We start from the raw sequence: 18,581 nt of genomic DNA on the forward strand, positions 1-18,581 counted from the left end.
CCATGTCGACCCACGTGCTCTCCCTCCTCGTCGAGGACAAGCCGGGCCTGCTGACCCGCGTCGCGGGCCTGTTCGCCCGCCGCGGCTTCAACATCGAGTCCCTCGCGGTCGGCCACTCCGAGATCGACGGCCTCAGCCGCATCACGGTCGTCGTCGACGTGGAGGACCTGCCGCTCGAGCAGGTGACGAAGCAGCTCAACAAGCTCGTCAACGTCATCAAGATCGTCGAGCTCGACCCGGCCCAGTCGGTGCAGCGCGAGCACCTGCTCATCAAGGTGCGCGTCGACAACACGACCCGCTCCCAGGTGCTCGAGGCGGTCAACCTCTTCCGCGCCCGCGTCGTCGACGTCTCGACCGACGCGCTCGTGATCGAGGTCACCGGCGACTCGGGCAAGACCCAGGCGCTGCTCAAGGTGCTCGAGCCGTACGGCATCAAGGAGATCGCCCAGTCGGGCCTCCTCGCGATCGGGCGCGGCGGCAAGAGCATCACCGAACGCGTCTTCAAGAACTGACCACGGATGCCTCGGCACGGCGCCGAGACATCCGTCACCGAAACCCACACCAAGGAGAAGAACAGCAATGGCTGAGATGTATTACGACCAGGACGCCGACCTCTCGATCGTCCAGGGCAAGAAGGTCGCCGTCATCGGCTACGGCTCGCAGGGCCACGCGCACGCGCAGAACCTGCGCGACTCGGGCGTCGAGGTCGTCATCGGCCTCAAGGAGGGCTCGAAGTCCATCCAGAAGGCCGAAGAGGCCGGCTTCGAGGTCAAGAACGTCGCCGACGCCGCGGCGTGGGCCGACGTCGTCGTCATCCTCGCGCCCGACCAGTACCAGCGCCACATCTACGCCGACTCGGTGAAGGACAACCTCGTCGCCGGCAACGCGCTCGTCTTCGGCCACGGCTTCAACATCCGCTTCGGCTACATCGAGGCACCCGAGGGCGTCGACGTCATCCTCGTCGCGCCGAAGGCGCCGGGGCACACGGTGCGCCGCGAGTTCGTCGCCGGCCGAGGCATCCCCGACATCATCGCCGTCGAGCAGGACGCGACCGGCACCGCCTGGGATCTCGCGAAGTCGTACGCCAAGGGCATCGGCGGCACCCGCGCCGGCGTCATCAAGACGACCTTCACCGAAGAGACCGAGACCGACCTGTTCGGCGAGCAGGCCGTGCTCTGCGGCGGCACCTCGCAGCTCGTGCAGTACGGCTTCGAGACCCTCGTCGAGGCCGGCTACCAGCCCGAGATCGCCTACTTCGAGGTGCTCCACGAGCTGAAGCTCATCGTCGACCTCATGTGGGAGGGCGGCATCGCCAAGCAGCGCTGGTCGGTCTCCGACACGGCCGAGTACGGCGACTACGTCTCGGGCCCGCGCGTCATCGACCCGTCGGTCAAGGAGAACATGAAGGCGGTCCTCGCCGACATCCAGGACGGCACGTTCGCCAAGCGCTTCATCGCCGACCAGGACAACGGCCAGAAGGAGTTCCTCGAGCTCCGCGCCAAGGGCGAGCAGCACCCGATCGAGTCGACCGGCCGCGAACTGCGCAAGCTCTTCGCGTGGAACGCCTCGGACGACGACGACTACGTCGACGGCGAGGTCGCTCGCTGACCTGAGGTCGGTCGAGTAGGCGCGCCAGCGCCGTATCGAGACCACGCGGCCCGTTCCGGAAATCACTCCGGAACGGGCCGTTCGTCGTCGTGCGCGAATGAGCACGCGGAATTCAGCTGCAAACCCTTGCACCGAGGCATCCGATCGTGGTCGCATTCTGTGCCATGAGTGAACTCGCGAACCACGAACCCGAACCCGTTCCCCGCTGGTGCTCCTGCGCGGTGCCCGACGACGAAGCCGGCCATGCGCACTCGGGCGTCACCCGACGCAACGTCCTCGTCGGCATGTCGGCGGCCGGCGCCCTCGCCGCCGCGGGCTGGTCGGCGAGCCCTGCGATGGCGGCGACGGACGGCACGTCGGCGAAGATCACGATCATGGGCACGAGCGACCTGCACGCGAACGTCGTCAACTGGGACTACTACAAGGACGCGACGTACTACGACGGTTCGCCGACGCGGGAGACGAACGCCGTCGGCCTCGCGCGCGTGGCCAGCCTCGTCAAGCAGGTCCGAGCCGACCGCGGTCGCGGCAACACGCTGCTGTTCGATGCGGGTGACACGATCCAGGGCACCCCGCTCGGGTTCTACTACGCCACGGTCGAACCGGTCACCGAGACCGGTGCGCTGCACCCGGTGGCGGCGCAGATGAACGCGCTCGAGTACGACGCGGTGGCCCTCGGCAACCACGAGTTCAACTACGGCCTCGAATTCCTCGACAACTGGATCTCGCAGATGGACGCGCCGGCCCTCGCCGCGAACGCCGTGCACGCCGGCACGAAGGTTCCGCGATTCACGCCGTACACGATCACGCAGCTGAAGGTCGCGAAGGGCCACCCGCCCGTCAAGGTCGGCGTGCTCGGGCTGACGAACCCCGGCGTCGTCATCTGGGACAAGGCCAACGTCTCGGGCAAGGTCGAGGTGCTCGACCTCGTCGAGACCGCCAAGCGCTGGGTGCCGGTGATGAAGGCCGAAGGCGCGCACATCATCGTCGTGAGCGCCCACTCGGGCGAGAGCGGCCTGTCGACCTACGGCTCCGACCTGCCGATCGAGAACGCGGCGAAGCTCGTCGCGGAGCAGGTGCCCGATATCGACGTGGTCCTTTTCGGGCACGCCCACGCGGAGATCCCCGAGCGGCTCGTCACGAACCTCGTGACCGGTGCCGAGGTCATCATGAGCGAGCCCAAGAACTGGGGCCAGCGGCTCAGCGTGTTCGACCTCGACCTCAGCTACTCGCGCGGCAAGTGGTCGGTCGTCGAACACAAGGCGTACCTGTTGAACGCGAACACCGTCGTCGACGACCCCGAGTTCGTCGCGATCGTGCGCGACCAGCACGACGCCGTCGTCGACTACATGCACTCGGAGGTCGCGACCTCGACCGAGGAGATGCTCGCCGCCGAGTCCTGCTGGAAGGACACGGCGATCCTCGACTACGTCAACGAGGTGCAGACCGAGACCGTGCGCGCCGCCGTCGCGGGCACCGCCGAGGCATCCCTGCCGATCGTCTCGATCGCGGCGCCGTTCAACCGGGCCGCGAGCTTCCCGGAGGGGGAGGTCACGATCAAGGACGTCGCCGGCCTCTACATCTACGACAACACGCTGATTGCGTCGATCCTCACGGGCAAGCAGATCAAGGAGTACCTCGAGTTCTCGGCCGAGTACTTCAAGACCGTCGCCCCCGACGCCCCGGTCGAACCGGCATCGTGGACCAACGCCCCGACCCCGAGGTCGGCCTTCACCCCCGACTACAACTACGACCAGTTCTCGGGCGTCGAGTACACGATCGACATCTCGAAGCCGGTCGGGCAGCGCATCTCGCCGCTCGTGTACGACGGCGCGCCGGTGGCCGACGACCAGCAGTTCCTCGTGGCGGTCAACAACTACCGCCAGTCGGGCGGCGGCGGGTTCCCGCACATCGCGACGGCGCCGGTGGTCTACAACGCGCAGGTCGCCATCCGCGAAGCGATCGTCGCCTACGCGTCGGCGCAGGGCACGATCGACCCGCAGGACTTCCACGTCGTGAACTGGAGGCTCGTGCGCAACGGCGTGCCGGTGTTCTGAGCGGTCGCGTTCCAGCTGTGCACGGCGGCCCGCCTTCGAGGATGTCTCGGGGCGGGCCGCCGTCCGCGCTCGGGCTGCACGTCGCCCGTCAGCCGCAGGTGCGCTGCGGTCCGTCGAAGCCCGGCAGGTAGGTGCGCCACTCCTGCTCGGTGAGGTTACGGCCGGCGATGCGGCACACGGCGTCGAACTGGTGGCCGGGGTCGAGGTCCCAGATCATGATTCCGTCGGCGATCGTGACCGCCAGTTCGCGGCCGTCGGGGCGGAGGAATGCGCTCGACGACGTCACTGCGTCGGCTGTGAAGGGCTCGCCGATCCGGACGCCGCTCGGCAGGTCGAACACCTGGACCGACTGGTCGCCGGCGGTGACGAGCAGGGTGCGACCATCGGAGCTCAGCGCGGCGACGCCGAGCCCGCCGCCGGTGCCGGCGAGCGATTGCGCCGACTCGTCGTCGAACGACGCGCGCCGCGTGATGCGGTCCTCGTCGAACACGATCATCGACCCGTCATCGGTGATCGCGGCGACATGGAGTCCGGACTGTTCGATGATGAGTTCACCGGTCGCGGTGTCGAAGATTCCGGCGGCGAGTAGCCCGCCGCCGCGGTACCCCAGGATGCCGAGCACCTCGCCGTCGGGGGAACTTACGACCCCGACCGGGAACCCGTCCGGTCCCGTGACCGGGGCGCCCGCGACCTCGCCAGTCGCGCCGTCGACCGTCGCGATCGTCCAGTCCTTCTGCGCCGCGAACACCCGCTCGCGCCCAGGCGACGGCCAGACGCCGAACGTTCCTTCGGGCAGGTCGGCGATGACGTCGCCCGTATCGGCGTCGAAGAGGTGGAAGCCGCCTTCCGCCGCGCGACCGACGAGCAGCTGCCCCGAGCCCCACACGGGATCGGCGAGCCCGTCCTCGAATCGACGCAGGAACTCGCCCGTAGCGGTGTCGACGACGGCCGCGATGGGCGGGCTCCCGTCGGCCGGCGCCGGGTCGCGCGGGCGAGCGACGATCAGGCTGCCCGCTTCGGAGTATCCGCCGTCCGCCTGCCAACCTGCGGTGATGAGGCGGTGCGCCGGGCCGCCGCCGTCCAGCCGCCAGCGGAGGATCGCCGCGCCGGTCAGGCTGATCGACACGAGTTCGCGTCCGTCGTCGAGCGTCGTGAGCGGTCCGACGGAGCCGAGCCGCGCATCGAGCCGTCCGAGCGGTCGGCCGTCATCGAGCGAGTACTCGTCGATATGCCCGAACTGGCCGCCGCAGTACACCGTGCTCGTCGCTTCCGACGCGGTGATCCATGAGCATGAGTCGGGGATGCTCGGCGGGAGCTCGACGGCCCATTCGAGCCGTTCGTCGGCGGGGTCGAGGGCGATCAGCTTCCCGTCGCCGGAGGCTACTACCACACCGTCGGGCCCGATCACCATCGCCCGATTGGCCGACGCGACCGGGACGACAAGCGTCGCGACCGTCGTCGCGGTCGCCGGGTCGATCACGTCGACCCGGTCGTCGAGGCGGCCGACGTAGAGCGACCCGTCGGTTCCGTAGGCGAGCGACGCCGCGACGGAATCGTGGTCGAGCGGTACCGTACGTTCGCCGGTGATCCGGCGCTGCTCGCCGGTGGTCGTATCGATGAGACGCACAGAGCCATTGCTGGATGCGGCGACCGCGATTCGTTCGCCGGTGCCGTCGATCGCGAGCGCTCCAGGGCCGACTCCAACGCGGACGGGGTCGAGCCGGCGTTCGCCGGTGTCGACGTCGAAGACCGTGAGGGTAGAACTCGTCGCCGTGCCGTACCAGGTGTTGCCGACCTCCGGATTGACGCGCTCGGGCCACAGCACCGCCCCGGTGCTGCCGTCGGCGCTGACGACCACGATCGGCGGTGGCGCCGAAGCGACGGGGTCGAAGCCGAGCTCGAGCGTCTGCACGACCGAGCCGTCGTCGACCTCGCGGACGGCGATGTCGCCGTCGTCGGTCGCGACGAGCGCGCTGCGCGTGCCCGGGATCACCGCACCGAACGCCGCGCCGGCCCCGTCGATGAATGCGCTACTCAGGAATCCGCCGACCCCGCTCACGACGCCCATGAGCCCCGCACGGGTCCTCGGGTCGTCGGGCCAGCGGCGGTACGCCTCCGCGGCCAGCAGCGCCGCGACATCCCGCTCTGAGTCGCGCAGCGACAGGGCCTTGCCGACGAGCGCCTCGATCGTGGCGTCGTTGCGCTGCTGTTCAGCCTCGTTCGCACTGAACCCGGCGAACGTGCCGACGCCGACGAGCGCGATGATGAGCGCCGCGGCGGCGGCGAGGAGCGAGCGCAGGCGGCGGTTCTGCCGACGGTCGGCCTTCGCGCGGGCTTCGAGGGCGCGGCGGTCGGATGCCTCGTGGTCTGCGGATGCGGCGAGGAACTCGGCCTCGACGGCGGTGAGCGAGCGCTCCTCGGCCTCGGACCACTCGGTCGCCGCCTCGAGACGTGCGCCGCGCAGGAGGTCCTCGTCGAGGCGTCCGCCCGCCTCCCAGGCCTCGGCTGCGTTCGCGACGGCGTGCATCGTCCGCACCGCAGTTGCATCCTCCTCGAGCCAGCGGTGCAGGCGTGGCCACGCGTCGGCGAGTGCTTCGTGCGCGACGGCGACGGTCGACTCGTCGGCGCTCACGAGCCGGGCGTCGGAGAGTCGGGCCAGCACGCGCTCGCGCACGGCGTCGTCGTGCAGCGACCGCGTCGGGAAGGTCCGTCGCACGGGTGCGCCGTCAGCACCGAGCGCGACGAGTCGCAGCATCGTGGCGCGGCAGACGTCGCGCTCCTCGGGCGACATGCGGCGGTACATCTCGTCGGCCGACTGGGCGATCGCTCCGGAGAGTCCGCCGGCGGCTTCGTAGCCGGCGACCGTCAGCGTCGCTCCCTCGCGGCGTCGCCAGGTCTCGACGAGCGCGTGCGAGACGAGCGGCAGCACCCCGGGCCGGCCGGCCGCGTCGCGCAGCACGAGCTCGGTGAGGCCGGGCTCGACCCGGAGGCCGACGGACGCGGCGGGCGACTCGACTGCCGCGCGCAGCTGCTCGGCGCCCATCGGCGGCACGAGCTGCACGCCGTCGGCGAAGTATCCGCCGAGGTGGGGGAGTGCGGCGCAGGCATCGAGGTGGTCGCTGCGCACCGTGAGGACGATGCCGCCGCCGGCCTCGATGAACGCGACGATGCCGCGACCGATCGACTCGAGGTCCTCGTCCGGGAGGCCGAGGTGCAGCACCTCCTCGAACTGGTCGATCACGAGCACGTCGCCGGCTCGGCCGGCCGCCAGCCGGTCGGGCAGTTCGACGGCGAGACCGCGGCGCGGCAGGACGACCTCGACGCGGTGCCCGCGCCGGCGGAGGGCGGGCACGACCCCGGCGCGGATCAGGGAGGACTTGCCGCAGCCGCTCGCGCCCGCGAAGGCGACGAACGCCGACCGGTCGATGCGCTCGAGCGCGGCCCCGATCTCGCGGTCGCGACCGAAGAACCACTCCTCGTCTTCGGCCTCGAACGCGTCGAGGCCGCGATACGGGCACGCGGCGTCGAGCGTGGGCGCGCCGGTCGGGGCGGCGAGCGCGGGGTCGTGCCGCAGGATGCCGGCCTCGAGCAGCGTGAGCCGCTCGGACGGTTCGATGCCGAGCTCGTCGTCGAAGCGTCGCCGCGCCGACCTGAGTGCCGCGAGTGCGTCGGCCTGCCGGTCGCCGCGGTACAGGGCGAGGGCGAGCAGTTCCCATCGTCGCTCGCGCAGCGGTGCCTCCCGCACGAGCCGCTCGGCGTCGCCGACGAGCGATGCGGCCTGCCCGAGCTCGAGCCGGGCGGCCAGCCGCTCCTCGTCGGCGAAGGCGCGCAGCTCGTCGAGTCGTTGCGCCTCGGCTGCGGCGGGCGGCCAGTCGGCGAGTTCCGGGTAGGCACGACCGCGCCACAGGCCGAGCGCGCGATCGAACGCCGCCTCCGCGCGATCGGCGGCGCGGTCGGCGGCGTGGCGACGGCCCACCTGCACGAGCTGCTCGAACTCCGAGGCATCCGTCGTCGTCGTGTTGGCCGCGAGCCGGTAGCCGCCCGGCTCCGTGACGATCTCGGGAACGCCGGGAAGCCGGCGCAGCCGCGCGATCGCGATCTGCACCTGCTTCGGCCACGTCGCGGGTGGGCGCTCGCCCCACACCGCGTCGGCGAGCTCGTCGGGGGCGACCGCGGCTCCGCCTCGCAGCACGAGTGCGGCGAGGACCGCCCGCTCCCGCGGGCTGATCGGGCTCCCGTCGACGACGAGCGCACCGAGCACGCTGACGGTCACGCGTGCATTCTGCGGCTCAAGGTGAGTATTCGTCAATTCCCGAGTCCGGGGGTGGATACCGCACGGATACCGGAGGATGGGCGGGCGGATACCGGCGCGGCACACGGTGGGGGCATGAACACCACGACCCCCCGGATCCGGCGGCACAGCCCGGTCGCCATCGCCCTCCTCGTCGCGCTCGGCCTCGCCGGATGCGCAGGAGCCACCGCCTCGAGCGAGGTGGATACCGAGCCCCGAGAGCAACGCCAAGCCGTGCGCCTGCCGCTCGACCAGCAGCGGATGCTCAACCGGCTCGTCAACGACAACGACCCGCGCGGCCTGCACGGAGCGGGCACGGGCGAGGGGGGCGCGGCGAGCGTGTCGTCGTCGCTCGTCAACGACAACGACCCGCGCGGCCTGCACGGCGTCACGAAGCCCGGAAGGGTGACATCGATCGAGGACCTCCCCTCGGAGTCCGCGCAGCGGTCGCCCACCGGGCCGAGCGGGCTCCGCAGCGACCCATCGCAGCCGACGCCGACGCCCGCGCCGCAGGAGCGTCGCCTCGTCAACGACGACGACCCTCGAGGCCTGCACGGGGTCACCACGAACGGATGGTGACCGACTCGCCGTTCGCAGTCGCCGTCCGCTCCTCCGCCCCACGCGGCCCCGTCGTCACCCCGAGACGACGGGGCCGTCCCCGCGCCCGCTACGCTGTCGAGAATGGTCGCCTTCCCGCTCCCCGTCGAGATCGCCGTTCAGGATGCCGCGGGCACGCGCATCGCCATCGAGCACGGGGCCGCGCGCATCGAGCTCTGCCAGGCGCTCGGACTCGGCGGCCTCACCCCGTCGATCGGGCTCGTCGAGACGGCCGTCGCGCTCGCCGCCGAGGCGTCGGCGACCTCGTTCGTGCACGTGCTCGTGCGGCCCCGCGGCGGTGGGTTCGTCTACGACGCCGACGAGCTCGACACGATCGAGCGCGACATCCGGGCGGTCGTCGGTGCGGGGGCCGACGGCGTGGTCGTCGGTGCGCTCACCGAGGCCGGCGACCTCGACGTCGACGCCGTGCAGCGCTTCGTCGACGCAGCGGGCGCGGCCGACGTGACCGTGCACCGCGCGGTCGATGCCGCGAACGACCCGCGCGCCGCGGTCGCGTCGCTCGCCCGGCTCGGCGTGCGTCGCGTGCTCACCTCGGGCGGAGCCGCCGACTGCCGCTCGGGCCTCGCGACCCTCACGGCGATGGCCGAAGTGTCCGGCGTGCTCGAGATCATGGCGGGCGGCGGGGTCAAGCTCGCCGACATCGCCGCGCTCGCCGACGCCGGCGTCGACGCGGTGCACCTGTCGGCGCGCGGTCGGGCGCTCCGCGGCGGCCCGAGCGGTCCCGGGGGCGGCGTCGACGGCTTCGACGAGACCGATGCCGCGCTCGTGGCGGCGGCGGTCGAAGCCGCTCGGCGAGGCGTGACCGCGGGCGCGTGAGGCCCGACGCGCCGTCGGGGCCGCGCCACTAGGCTGGAGCCATGCGTCCCGACCCCGATGCCGACGACGACGCCCTCCGCTGGGAGGGCGACGACGACCCGACCCTCGCACCCGGGTGGAAGACCGTCGGCAAGGCGGTTCCGCTGAACGCGACCGGCACCTCGGCCGACGGTGTCGTCGAGGGGATCGACGCGGTGGACGGAGAGCCCGACGGCGCGGCCGGTGAGCCCGTCGACGACGAGGACGTCCCGCGCCAGACCGGCTCGGTCGCGCTCGTCGCCCTCGGTGTGCTGGGCGGCGTCTACCTGCTCTACACGATCGGCTGGCTCATCACCGCCGTGCGCACCTCCGCGCCCGGAACGAGCCTCGTGAGCGATGCGATGTACTCGCTGGGCCTCTGGCTCGCCGTGCTCGCCGCACCGTGCTGGTTCGCACTCGCCCTGCGTGTTGCGCCGACGAGCCGCGCACGATTCGTGTGGCTCGTCGTCGGCGCGGTCGTGCTCATTCCGCTGCCGTTCGTCCTGGGAGTGACCGCATGACCGCCGAGAGCGTCCTGCCCGAGGCATCCGCCCCGTCGCCTCGCGTGCCGATGTGGCTCGACGTCGTGCTCGCCACCGTGTTCGGCCTGTTCTACGCCTACGACGTCTGGGAGGTCGTCGAAAGCGTCGTGCAGCTGCTCGGCCTGGGCCTCACGTTCTCCGCCGCCGGCTGGGCGGTGATGACCGTGGCGTTCCTCGCACCGTTCGCGTGCTTCTTCGGCGCGTTCGTGCTCGGCCGTCGCCACGGCGTCCTCGCGCGCGCGGCCCTCTACTTCACCGGCCTGTGCGCGTCGGCGGCACTGTTCCTCAGCTGCACCGTGCTGCTGGGGCTCGTGCGCGGCGTCATCGTCGGCTGAAGCGTCGCTCACCGTCACAGAACGAGATGCGACGTCATGCTCCAGTAGGGTGGTCGGGGTAACGGCGCCCCCACTGGCGTAGGCGCACCCCATTCGCGCGCTTCGTCGCGCACCGCCCCCGAAGGAACCGTTCGTGTCAAAGCCGGTCGTGCTGATCGCCGAAGAACTCTCGCCCGCCACCGTCGACGCCCTCGGGCCCGACTTCGAGATCCGCCAGGTCGACGGAACCGACCGCCCGGCCCTCCTGTCGGCCCTCGCCGACGCCGAGGCGATCCTCATCCGCTCGGCCACGCAGGTCGACGCAGAGGCGCTCGCCGCCGCCCCGAAGCTGCGGGTCGTCGCCCGCGCCGGCGTCGGACTCGACAACGTCGACGTCAAGGCGGCCACGACCGCAGGGGTCATGGTCGTGAACGCGCCGACCTCGAACATCATCTCGGCCGCCGAGCTCACGATCGGCCACATCCTGAGCCTCGCCCGCCACATCCCCGCCGGTCACGCCTCGCTCTCGGCCGGGCAGTGGAAGCGTTCGTCGTACACGGGCACCGAGCTCTACGAGAAGACCGTCGGCATCATCGGCCTCGGCCGCATCGGCGCCCTCATCACCGCGCGCCTGCAGGCGTTCGGCATGGAGGTCATCGCGTACGACCCGTACATCACCGCGGCCCGTGCGCAGCAGCTCGGCGTGCAGACCGTCTCGCTCGACGAACTGCTCGAGCGCAGCGACTTCGTGACGATCCACATGCCGCGCACGCCCGAGACCCTCGGCATGATCGGCACCGAGCAGCTCGCGAAGATGAAGAAGACCGCCTACGTCGTGAACGTCGCCCGCGGCGGCCTCATCGACGAGCAGGCGCTGCACGACGCGCTCGTCTCGGGCGAGATCGCGGGCGCCGCGCTCGACGTCTTCGTGCAGGAGCCGCCGAAGGAGTCGCCGCTCATCGGCCTGCCGAACCTCATCGTCACGCCGCACCTCGGCGCGTCGACCGACGACGCCCAGGAGAAGGCGGGCATCTCGGTCGCGAAGTCGGTGCGCCTCGCGCTCGCGGGCGAGCTCGTGCCCGACGCGGTGAACGTCGCGGGCGGCATCATCGACCCGTACGTGCGCCCCGGCATCCCGCTCGTCGAGAAGCTCGGCCAGCTGTTCTCGGGTCTCGCGCACGGCGCGCTCACGAGCCTCGACGTCGAGGTGCGCGGCGAGCTCGTCGACTACGACGTCAGCGTGCTGAAGCTCGCGGCGCTCAAGGGCGTGTTCACGAACGTCGTCTCCGAGACGGTCTCGTACGTCAACGCACCGCTCCTCGCCGAGCAGCGCGGCGTGCAGGTGCGCCTCATCACCGAGGCCGACAGCCCCGAGTACCGCAACGTCATCACGCTGCGCGGCGCGCTCGCCGACGGCACCCAGGTGTCGGTCGCGGGCACGCTGACGGGCCCGAAGCAGGCCGAGAAGCTCGTCGGCGTCAACGGCTACGAGCTCGAGGTGCCGATCGCGACGACCCACATCATCATGGAGTACACCGACCGCCCCGGCATCGTCGCGGTCTACGGACGCGAGTTCGGCGACGCCGGCATCAACATCGCGGGCATGCAGATCGCGCGCCGCGAGGCGGGCGGCTCGGCGCTCAGCGTGCTCACGGTCGACTCGCCGATTCCGGGCGACGTGCTCGACCGGGTGCGCGAGGCGATCGACGCGACGCTCTTCGTCGAGATCGACATCACCGAGTAGGTCGCGCTCGCGCGGTCGTCTGTCGAACCGTCGCGAAGGGCGGGCGTGCGCGAGCACGCCTCGCCGTTCGCGACGGTTCGGTCGTTTCGGGCGGGATGCCTCGGCGCGGCACTCCTCGCGGGGTGGGGCCGGGGCATCCCGGCGCGGCAGGGACGCTGCGGGCTCAGCGGGCGACGAGGCGCTCGAGCAGTGCGACGAGTGCGGTGAGCTGCTCGGAGGAGACGGAACCGGTCGTCGACGCGGTGAGGTCGACGTCGACGGCCTCGGCGCGGAGCGCCGCCCGGTGGTAGAGCCCGTCGCCGACGAGCGTGACGGCGAGGGCGAGCGTCGGGTCGCCGACGTGGTTCGTGAGGGTGCCGAGCCATCGCGTCTCCGCGTCGTCGAGCGCGCGACCGGCCTCGCGGTCGCCGCCCTGGGCGAGCCGGAGGATCGCCACGAACGTGTGGTCGAGCGGGGTCTCGATGTCGAGCGACGAGCGCAGGAAGTAGGCGATCGCCCCGTCGGGCGCCTCGTCGATGCGCGAGAGGTCGTCGTCGACGAGACGCAGGAGACGCTCGACGAGCCCGCCGACGAGCGCCTGCTTCGAGCCGAAGTGGTAGAGCAGGCCGCCCTTCGAGACGCCGGCCGCGCGAGCGGTCGCGTCGATCGTCGCGGCGCGTTCGCCGTCGGAGATGATGAGCCGCTCGAACGCGTCGAGCACCGCCTCTCGGGCGGCGGGTGGGCGGGCCATGGCTTCATTCTCCCTGAAACGGCGGTGTTCACGGGCGGGGCGACCCACTGGCGGATGCGGGTCGCATCAGTTACTATACCAACCAGACGGTATAGAAACTGAGTGAAACCATGACCGAGCAGACGGCCACCACGACCCCGACCACGACCACGACGACCGCCCGGCGGACCGACGCGCCCGAGGCATCCGCCCACGCCGCCCGCCGCGCCGGCAGCGCCCCGGCGACCGGCCGCGCCCCGCGGCGCGCCTGGTTCGCCCTCGCGGTGCTCATGCTGCCCGCGCTGCTCATCTCGATCGACAACACCGTGCTGAGCTTCGCGCTGCCCGAGATCTCGAGCGAGCTCGCACCGACCGCGGCCCAGCAGCTCTGGATCATCGACGCCTACCCGCTCGTGCTCGCGGCGCTCCTCGTCGCCATGGGCAGCGCGGGTGACCGCTGGGGCCGTCGCCGCATGCTCATGATCGGCTCGATCGGCTTCGCGGTCGTCTCGGTGGGTGCGGCGTTCGCGCCCACCGCCGAGCTCCTCATCGCCGCGCGCGCCGCGCTCGGGTTCTTCGGCGCCATGCTCATGCCGTCGACCCTCTCGCTGCTGCGGTCGATCTTCAGCGACCGCGAGCAGCGCCGCCTCGCGATCGCGATCTGGGCCTCGGCGTTCGCCGCGGGTGCCGCCCTCGGCCCGCTCGTCGGCGGCCTCCTGCTCGAGCACTTCGCGTGGGGCTCGGTCTTCCTGCTCGCGGTGCCGGTGCTCGTGCCGATGCTCGTGCTCGTGCCGCTGCTCATCACCGAGAGCCGCGACCCGAACCCGGGCCGCATCGACGTGTGGAGCATCCTGCTGTCGCTCCTCACGATGGCGCCGATCGTGTTCGGCATCAAGCACATCGCGACCGAGGGGCTCGACGCCGCCGGCCCGCTCTTCATCGTCGTCGGCCTCCTCGCCGGCTGGCTGTTCGTACGCCGCCAGCTCTCGAGCGACGCGCCCATGCTCGACGTGCGCCTGTTCACGGTGGGCCCGTTCGGCGGCGCCGTGCTCGTGAACCTCCTCAGCGTGATCTCGCTCGTCGGGTTCCTGTTCTTCGTGTCGCAGCACCTGCAGATCATCGCGGGCCTGTCGCCCGTCGAGGCGGGCCTCGCACTGCTGCCCGGCCTCATCGCGATGATCGTCTCCGGCCTCGTCGTCGTGCCGATCGCGCGTCGCGTGCACCCGCGGGTGCTCGTGCCGGCGGCGCTCAGCCTCTCGGCCGGGGGCTACCTCGTCGTCGCCTTCGGCGCGTCCGAGGGGTCGACCGGTGCCGTGATCCTCGCGTTCACGATGCTCGGCATCGGGATCGGCATGGCCGAGACCGTGTCGAACGAACTCATCCTCTCGAGCGCACCGCCCGCGAAGGCGGGCGCCGCCTCAGCGGTCTCGGAGACGGCGTACGAGCTCGGCGCGGTGCTCGGCACCGCGGGCCTCGGCAGCATCATCGCGGCGCACTACGCGAGCGCCATCGAACTGCCCGCTTCCCTCACGACGGCCCAGGCGGATGCCTCGCGCGAGACCCTCGCGGGCGCCGCGGCGGTCGCGACAGAGCTGCCCGCGGCGCAGGCCGACGCGCTCATGCGGGCCGCGGCGGTCGCGTTCGACGGCGGGGTGCTCGTGACGTCGCTCATCGGCGTCGGCCTCATGGTCTCGGCGGCGGTGATCGCGGCGATCACGCTGCGCAACCCCGCCCAGCACGACTGAGCCCGCCGCGTCATCGTCCCGGATCCGGACGCAGGCCTGCCGTTCGGCGGCCTGCGCCCGGATCGTCCGTGACGCGGACGACCTCCGGCGGGTCAGAGCGTCGGGTCCTCCGGAGTGGAGCGCTCGGCGCGCGTCATCCGGTCGCCGCTCGACGGGTCGACGCTCGTGTGCTCGGTCGCGATCGTCTTGCGACGCCGGACGAGCAGGATGATGCCGATCACGATGACGACGGCGCCGGCGACCATGAGGATGTAGCCGACGAGTTGCAGGTCGATCCACTCGACGCTGATGTTCAGCGCGTAGGTGAGAATCGCGCCGATGACGACGAGCACGATTCCGAGTCCGAGACTCATGACGTCCTCCCTCTCCCCGCGGAGCCGGGGGTGGCTCCGCGTCGACGAGGCGTCGCGTGGGGCGACGAAGTCCTCGTCATACGGCTGAGCGTAGCGAGCGACGGCACTACGCTGGAGGGGCTGGTGCGAGAAGGAGAATCCATGGTACGTACGGTCAAGCTCGCGGTCATTCCCGGGGACGGCATCGGCCCCGAGGTCGTCGCCGAGGCGCTCAAGGTGCTCGAGGCCGCGTCGGCCGGGGGAGCGCTCGCCTTCGAGCAGACGCCGTTCTCGCTCGGTGCCGCCCGCTACCTCGAGACGGGCGACGTGCTGACCGACGCCGACCTCGACGCGATCAAGTCGCACGACGCGATCCTGCTCGGCGCCGTCGGCGGCGTGCCCGGCGACCCGCGCCTGGCCGGTGCCAACATCGAGCGCGGCCTGCTGCTGAAGCTGCGCTTCGAGCTCGACCACTACGTGAACCTCCGCCCGAGCGTGCTCTACCCGGGCGTCGTCAGCCCGCTCGCGAACCCCGGTGACGTCGACTTCGTCGTCGTGCGCGAGGGCACCGAGGGCCCGTACGTCGGCAACGGCGGGGCGATCCGCGTCGGCACGCCCGCCGAGGTCGCGAACGAGGTCTCCGTCAACACCGCCTACGGCGTCGAGCGCGTCGTCCGCTACGCGTTCGCCGAGGCATCCCGCCGTCGCAGCAAGCTCACCCTCGTGCACAAGACCAACGTGCTCGTCTTCGCCGGGTCGTTGTGGAAGCGCACGGTCGACGCAGTCGCCGCCGAGTTCCCGGGCGTGGCCGTGGATTACCTGCACGTCGACGCCGCGACGATCTTCCTCGTGACGGACCCTGCTAGATTCGATGTCATCGTCACGGACAACCTCTTCGGCGACATCCTCACCGATCTGGCCGGCGCAATCAGCGGCGGCATCGGACTCGCAGCCTCGGGCAACATCAACCCCGACGGCACGTTCCCGAGCATGTTCGAGCCGGTTCACGGTTCGGCTCCCGACATCGCCGGGAAGGGCATCGCCGACCCCACCGCCGCGATCGGCTCGGTCGCGCTCCTGCTCCGCCACCTCGGCGAGGCGGATGCCGCGGCCCGCGTCGAGCGGGCGATCGCCGACGACGTGGCCGAGCGCGGCGGCGCCGCCGCATCGACCTCCGAGATCGGCGACCGCATCGCCGCACGCGTCGCGGCGACGGTGCCCGCGAATTCGTAGCAACCGCATCCCATATCCGCATCTCTGAAATCTCCGAAAGAGGGCGCCATGACCATCGACCTTCCGCTCCAGGCCCCGACTGCCGCCGGGCTCATCTGGCAGACCGTCCGCAATCCCGAGGCGAAGTCCGACGCCGACCGCGAGGCCATCCTCGCTGCGCCGGGCTTCGGCCAGCACTTCACCGACCACATGGTCGACGTCTGCTGGAGCGAGAAGGGCGGCTGGCACCGCCCGCGCGTCTCGCCGTACGGTCCGATCCAGCTCGACCCGGCCGCAGCGGTGCTGCACTACGCGCAGGAGATCTTCGAGGGCCTGAAGGCGTACCGCCACGCCGACGGCTCGGTCTGGACCTTCCGTCCGCAGGCGAATGCCGCGCGCATGCAGCGCTCCGCCCGTCGTCTCGCGCTGCCCGAGCTGCCCGAGTCGATCTTCCTCGACTCGCTCACCCAGCTCATCTCGGTCGACGGCGCCTGGGTGCCCTCGGCCGACGAGACGAGCCTCTACCTGCGGCCGTTCATGTTCGCGAAGGAGGCGTTCCTCGGCGTGCGCCCCGCGAAGAAGGTCGCGTACTACCTCATCGCGAGCCCGGCCGGGGCGTACTTCCCGGGCGGCGTGCAGCCCGTGAACATCTGGCTGTCGACGAACTACGCGCGTGCCGGCAAGGGCGGCACGGGCGCCGCGAAGACGGGCGGCAACTACGCGTCCAGCCTGCTGCCGCAGGCGGAGGCGTACGAGAAGGGCTGCCAGCAGGTGCTCTTCCTCGACGACGAGCGCAACCTGGAAGAGCTCGGCGGCATGAACGTCGTGCTCGTCACGCGCGACGGACGCCTGCTCACGCCCGAGTCGGACTCGATCCTCGAGGGCATCACGCGCGACTCGATCCTGCAGCTCGCCCGCGACCGCGGCATCGAGGTCGAGGAGCGCAGGATCTCGATCGACGAGTGGCGGCAGGGCGCCGAGTCGGGCGAGATCGTCGGCGCGTTCGCGTGCGGCACGGCCGCGGTCGTGGTGCCGATCGGCAAGCTGCTCGCCGACGACTTCGAGATCGTGCACTCCGGCGACGCCGCGACCGAGCTCGCGATGTCGCTCCGTGAAGAGCTCACGGGCATCCAGTACGGTCGCGTCGAAGACCGGCACGGGTGGATGCTCCGGCTGGACGCGTGAGCGACGTCGATTCTGCTTCGTCTGTTCCGGCAGACCAGGCGGCGGCCGGATCGTTCTCGATCCGGCCGTTCGCCGTCGGCGACACCGAGGCGGTGGTCGCGCTCTGGCGCGCGGCCGGGCTCGTCAAGCCGTGGAACGACCCGTATCTCGACATCGAGCGCAAGCTGACGGTGCAGCCCGAGCTGTTCCTGGTCGCGGTCGCCGGTTCTGCGGGCGGTGACGGCATCGTTGGCACGGCGATGGTGGGGTACGAGGGTCATCGCGGCTGGGTGAACTACCTCGCGGTCGCCGACCCGGCGCGCGGCACGGGGCTCGGGCGGGCGCTCATGGATGAGGCGGAGCGCCGGCTCATCGAGCGCGGCTGCCCGAAGCTCAACCTGCAGGTGCGCACGTCGAACACCGAGGTGATCGCCTTCTACGAGCGGCTCGGCTACGCGGTCGACGATGCGGTGAGCCTCGGCAAGCGCCTGATCGCCGACGGCTGACTCGACCGAGCCGCCCGTCGGCCTGCTCATCGAGTCGCCGAAACCTGCTCTTCGTCGCGGCGTGAGCAGCACCTTTCGGCGACTCGGCGAAAGATAGGCTGGACGCCATGAAGATCGCGCGGTTCAGCCACGGCCAGAGCCAACAAGAACAGGCCATCTCGTTCGGTATCGTCGACGAGGAGGAGCACGAGCTCGTGGTCCTCAAGGCCGACCCGATGTTCGCCGGCTACGAGCCGACGGGCGAGCGGGTTCCGCTCGCCGAGGCGAAGCTCCTGGCGCCCGTGATCCCGCGATCGAAGGTCGTCGCGGTCGGCAAGAACTACCACGACCACGCGGCCGAGATGGGCGGCGACGCACCGGCCGAGCCGCTCCTCTTCCTCAAGCCCAACACCTCGGTGATCGGCCCCGGAGACGCCATCGTGCTGCCGAAGCAGAGCGAGCGGGTCGAGCACGAGGGCGAGCTCGCCGTCGTCATCGGCCGCATCGCGAAGAACGTGAGCGAGGCCGACGCCGACCAGGTGATCTTCGGCTACACGATCGCCAACGACGTCACCGCCCGTGACCTGCAGCGCCACGACGGCCAGTGGACCCGGGCGAAGGGCTTCGACTCGTTCTGCCCGCTCGGCCCCGTGATCGACACCGACCTGGACTTCGCCAACGGCACGCTCGAGACGAGCGTCAACGGCGAACGCAGGCAGGACGGCCGGCTCGCCGACCTCGTGCACTCGGTGCCGGCGATCGTCGCCTACGCCTCGAGCGTGTTCACGCTGCTGCCCGGCGACGTCATCCTCACCGGCACGCCGGCGGGCGTCGGCCCGATCGTCGACGGCGACACCGTCGAGGTGACGATCTCGGGGCTCGGCACCCTCTCGAACCCGGTGCGCGCCGCGCGGTAGGCGGGGCGA

General features: G+C 71.2%; 16 protein-coding genes. 13 read left to right on the plus strand and 3 right to left on the minus strand.

The window, feature by feature from the left end; genetic code table 11:
• Positions 1-2 precede the first annotated feature (2 nt).
• The 3 genes from ilvN (at position 3) to AC3RJ7_RS05730 (ending at position 3,665) form a co-directional block, all read left to right on the plus strand.
• Positions 3-512: an acetolactate synthase small subunit gene (gene ilvN, locus AC3RJ7_RS05720; protein ID WP_231430651.1), complete on the plus strand. Its 510-nt coding sequence runs from the start codon at positions 3-5 to the stop codon at positions 510-512.
• A gap of 67 nt (positions 513-579) precedes the next feature.
• On the plus strand, positions 580-1,608 hold the full coding sequence (gene ilvC, locus AC3RJ7_RS05725) for a ketol-acid reductoisomerase (RefSeq protein WP_491454846.1): 1,029 nt from the start codon (positions 580-582) through the stop codon (positions 1,606-1,608).
• A gap of 164 nt (positions 1,609-1,772) precedes the next feature.
• On the plus strand, positions 1,773-3,665 hold the full coding sequence (locus AC3RJ7_RS05730; RefSeq protein ID WP_491454847.1) for a 5'-nucleotidase C-terminal domain-containing protein: 1,893 nt from the start codon (positions 1,773-1,775) through the stop codon (positions 3,663-3,665).
• Positions 3,666-3,753: 88 nt separating this feature from the next.
• On the opposite strand, the gene AC3RJ7_RS05735 is transcribed toward AC3RJ7_RS05730, so the two are convergent.
• Positions 3,754-7,938, minus strand: coding sequence for an nSTAND1 domain-containing NTPase (locus AC3RJ7_RS05735; protein WP_491454848.1), 4,185 nt, complete (start codon positions 7,936-7,938; stop codon positions 3,754-3,756).
• Positions 7,939-8,052: 114 nt separating this feature from the next.
• On the opposite strand from AC3RJ7_RS05735, the gene AC3RJ7_RS05740 reads away from it, so the two are divergent.
• The 5 genes from AC3RJ7_RS05740 (at position 8,053) to serA (ending at position 12,008) form a co-directional block, all read left to right on the plus strand.
• Positions 8,053-8,535: a hypothetical protein gene (locus tag AC3RJ7_RS05740; protein ID WP_491454849.1), complete on the plus strand. Its 483-nt coding sequence runs from the start codon at positions 8,053-8,055 to the stop codon at positions 8,533-8,535.
• A gap of 102 nt (positions 8,536-8,637) precedes the next feature.
• Positions 8,638-9,390 carry a copper homeostasis protein CutC gene (locus AC3RJ7_RS05745; protein ID WP_491454850.1) on the plus strand — a complete coding sequence of 251 codons (753 nt, stop codon included), beginning with the start codon at positions 8,638-8,640 and terminating at the stop codon, positions 9,388-9,390.
• Between the two features lie 41 nt (positions 9,391-9,431).
• Complete coding sequence (locus tag AC3RJ7_RS05750) at positions 9,432-9,929, plus strand: DNA polymerase III subunit gamma/tau (RefSeq protein WP_491454851.1); 498 nt, start codon at positions 9,432-9,434, stop codon at positions 9,927-9,929.
• Positions 9,926-10,285 (plus strand): hypothetical protein, encoded by a 360-nt coding sequence (locus AC3RJ7_RS05755; protein ID WP_491454852.1) that lies wholly within the window; start codon positions 9,926-9,928, stop codon positions 10,283-10,285. Before AC3RJ7_RS05750 ends, AC3RJ7_RS05755 begins: the two co-directional genes overlap by 4 nt.
• A 133-nt stretch (positions 10,286-10,418) precedes the next feature.
• Positions 10,419-12,008, plus strand: a complete 1,590-nt coding sequence (serA, locus tag AC3RJ7_RS05760; protein ID WP_491454853.1) for a phosphoglycerate dehydrogenase — start codon at positions 10,419-10,421, stop codon at positions 12,006-12,008.
• 163 nt (positions 12,009-12,171) lie between these two features.
• Here the strand turns inward: serA and AC3RJ7_RS05765 are convergent, their stop codons facing one another.
• Entirely contained in the window at positions 12,172-12,738 is a 567-nt protein-coding gene (locus AC3RJ7_RS05765; protein WP_491454854.1) for a TetR/AcrR family transcriptional regulator, read from the minus strand.
• 110 nt (positions 12,739-12,848) lie between these two features.
• Here AC3RJ7_RS05765 and AC3RJ7_RS05770 point away from each other — a divergent pair, with 110 nt between their 5' ends.
• On the plus strand, positions 12,849-14,462 hold the full coding sequence (locus tag AC3RJ7_RS05770; protein WP_491454855.1) for an MFS transporter: 1,614 nt from the start codon (positions 12,849-12,851) through the stop codon (positions 14,460-14,462).
• Positions 14,463-14,554: 92 nt separating this feature from the next.
• On the opposite strand, the gene AC3RJ7_RS05775 is transcribed toward AC3RJ7_RS05770, so the two are convergent.
• Positions 14,555-14,815 carry a DUF6458 family protein gene (locus AC3RJ7_RS05775; protein WP_491454856.1) on the minus strand — a complete coding sequence of 87 codons (261 nt, stop codon included), beginning with the start codon at positions 14,813-14,815 and terminating at the stop codon, positions 14,555-14,557.
• Between the two features lie 141 nt (positions 14,816-14,956).
• On the opposite strand from AC3RJ7_RS05775, the gene AC3RJ7_RS05780 reads away from it, so the two are divergent.
• The 4 genes from AC3RJ7_RS05780 to AC3RJ7_RS05795 all read left to right on the plus strand — a co-directional run bounded on the left by AC3RJ7_RS05780 (position 14,957) and on the right by AC3RJ7_RS05795 (position 18,572).
• Positions 14,957-16,027 (plus strand): 3-isopropylmalate dehydrogenase, encoded by a 1,071-nt coding sequence (locus tag AC3RJ7_RS05780; protein ID WP_491454857.1) that lies wholly within the window; start codon positions 14,957-14,959, stop codon positions 16,025-16,027.
• Between the two features lie 48 nt (positions 16,028-16,075).
• Positions 16,076-17,191, plus strand: a complete 1,116-nt coding sequence (locus AC3RJ7_RS05785) for a branched-chain amino acid aminotransferase (protein WP_491454858.1) — start codon at positions 16,076-16,078, stop codon at positions 17,189-17,191.
• Positions 17,188-17,676, plus strand: coding sequence for a GNAT family acetyltransferase (locus AC3RJ7_RS05790; protein WP_491454859.1), 489 nt, complete (start codon positions 17,188-17,190; stop codon positions 17,674-17,676). Before AC3RJ7_RS05785 ends, AC3RJ7_RS05790 begins: the two co-directional genes overlap by 4 nt.
• 107 nt (positions 17,677-17,783) lie before the next feature.
• Positions 17,784-18,572, plus strand: coding sequence for a fumarylacetoacetate hydrolase family protein (locus AC3RJ7_RS05795; protein WP_491454860.1), 789 nt, complete (start codon positions 17,784-17,786; stop codon positions 18,570-18,572).
• Positions 18,573-18,581: the final 9 nt, after the last annotated feature.

The organism is Agromyces solani (assembly GCF_058349925.1).

Coding starts and splice junctions, on each gene's coding strand:
- AC3RJ7_RS05795 (WP_491454860.1), top strand. CDS start 17,784: ATGAAGATCGCGCGGTTCAGCCACGGCCAGAGCCAACAAGAACAGGCC.
- AC3RJ7_RS05785 (WP_491454858.1), top strand. CDS start 16,076: ATGACCATCGACCTTCCGCTCCAGGCCCCGACTGCCGCCGGGCTCATC.
- ilvC (WP_491454846.1), top strand. CDS start 580: ATGGCTGAGATGTATTACGACCAGGACGCCGACCTCTCGATCGTCCAG.
- AC3RJ7_RS05750 (WP_491454851.1), top strand. CDS start 9,432: ATGCGTCCCGACCCCGATGCCGACGACGACGCCCTCCGCTGGGAGGGC.
- ilvN (WP_231430651.1), top strand. CDS start 3: ATGTCGACCCACGTGCTCTCCCTCCTCGTCGAGGACAAGCCGGGCCTG.
- AC3RJ7_RS05770 (WP_491454855.1), top strand. CDS start 12,849: ATGACCGAGCAGACGGCCACCACGACCCCGACCACGACCACGACGACC.
- AC3RJ7_RS05780 (WP_491454857.1), top strand. CDS start 14,957: ATGGTACGTACGGTCAAGCTCGCGGTCATTCCCGGGGACGGCATCGGC.
- AC3RJ7_RS05740 (WP_491454849.1), top strand. CDS start 8,053: ATGAACACCACGACCCCCCGGATCCGGCGGCACAGCCCGGTCGCCATC.
- AC3RJ7_RS05730 (WP_491454847.1), top strand. CDS start 1,773: ATGAGTGAACTCGCGAACCACGAACCCGAACCCGTTCCCCGCTGGTGC.
- AC3RJ7_RS05775 (WP_491454856.1), bottom strand. CDS start 14,815: ATGAGTCTCGGACTCGGAATCGTGCTCGTCGTCATCGGCGCGATTCTC.
- AC3RJ7_RS05755 (WP_491454852.1), top strand. CDS start 9,926: ATGACCGCCGAGAGCGTCCTGCCCGAGGCATCCGCCCCGTCGCCTCGC.
- AC3RJ7_RS05745 (WP_491454850.1), top strand. CDS start 8,638: ATGGTCGCCTTCCCGCTCCCCGTCGAGATCGCCGTTCAGGATGCCGCG.
- AC3RJ7_RS05765 (WP_491454854.1), bottom strand. CDS start 12,738: ATGGCCCGCCCACCCGCCGCCCGAGAGGCGGTGCTCGACGCGTTCGAG.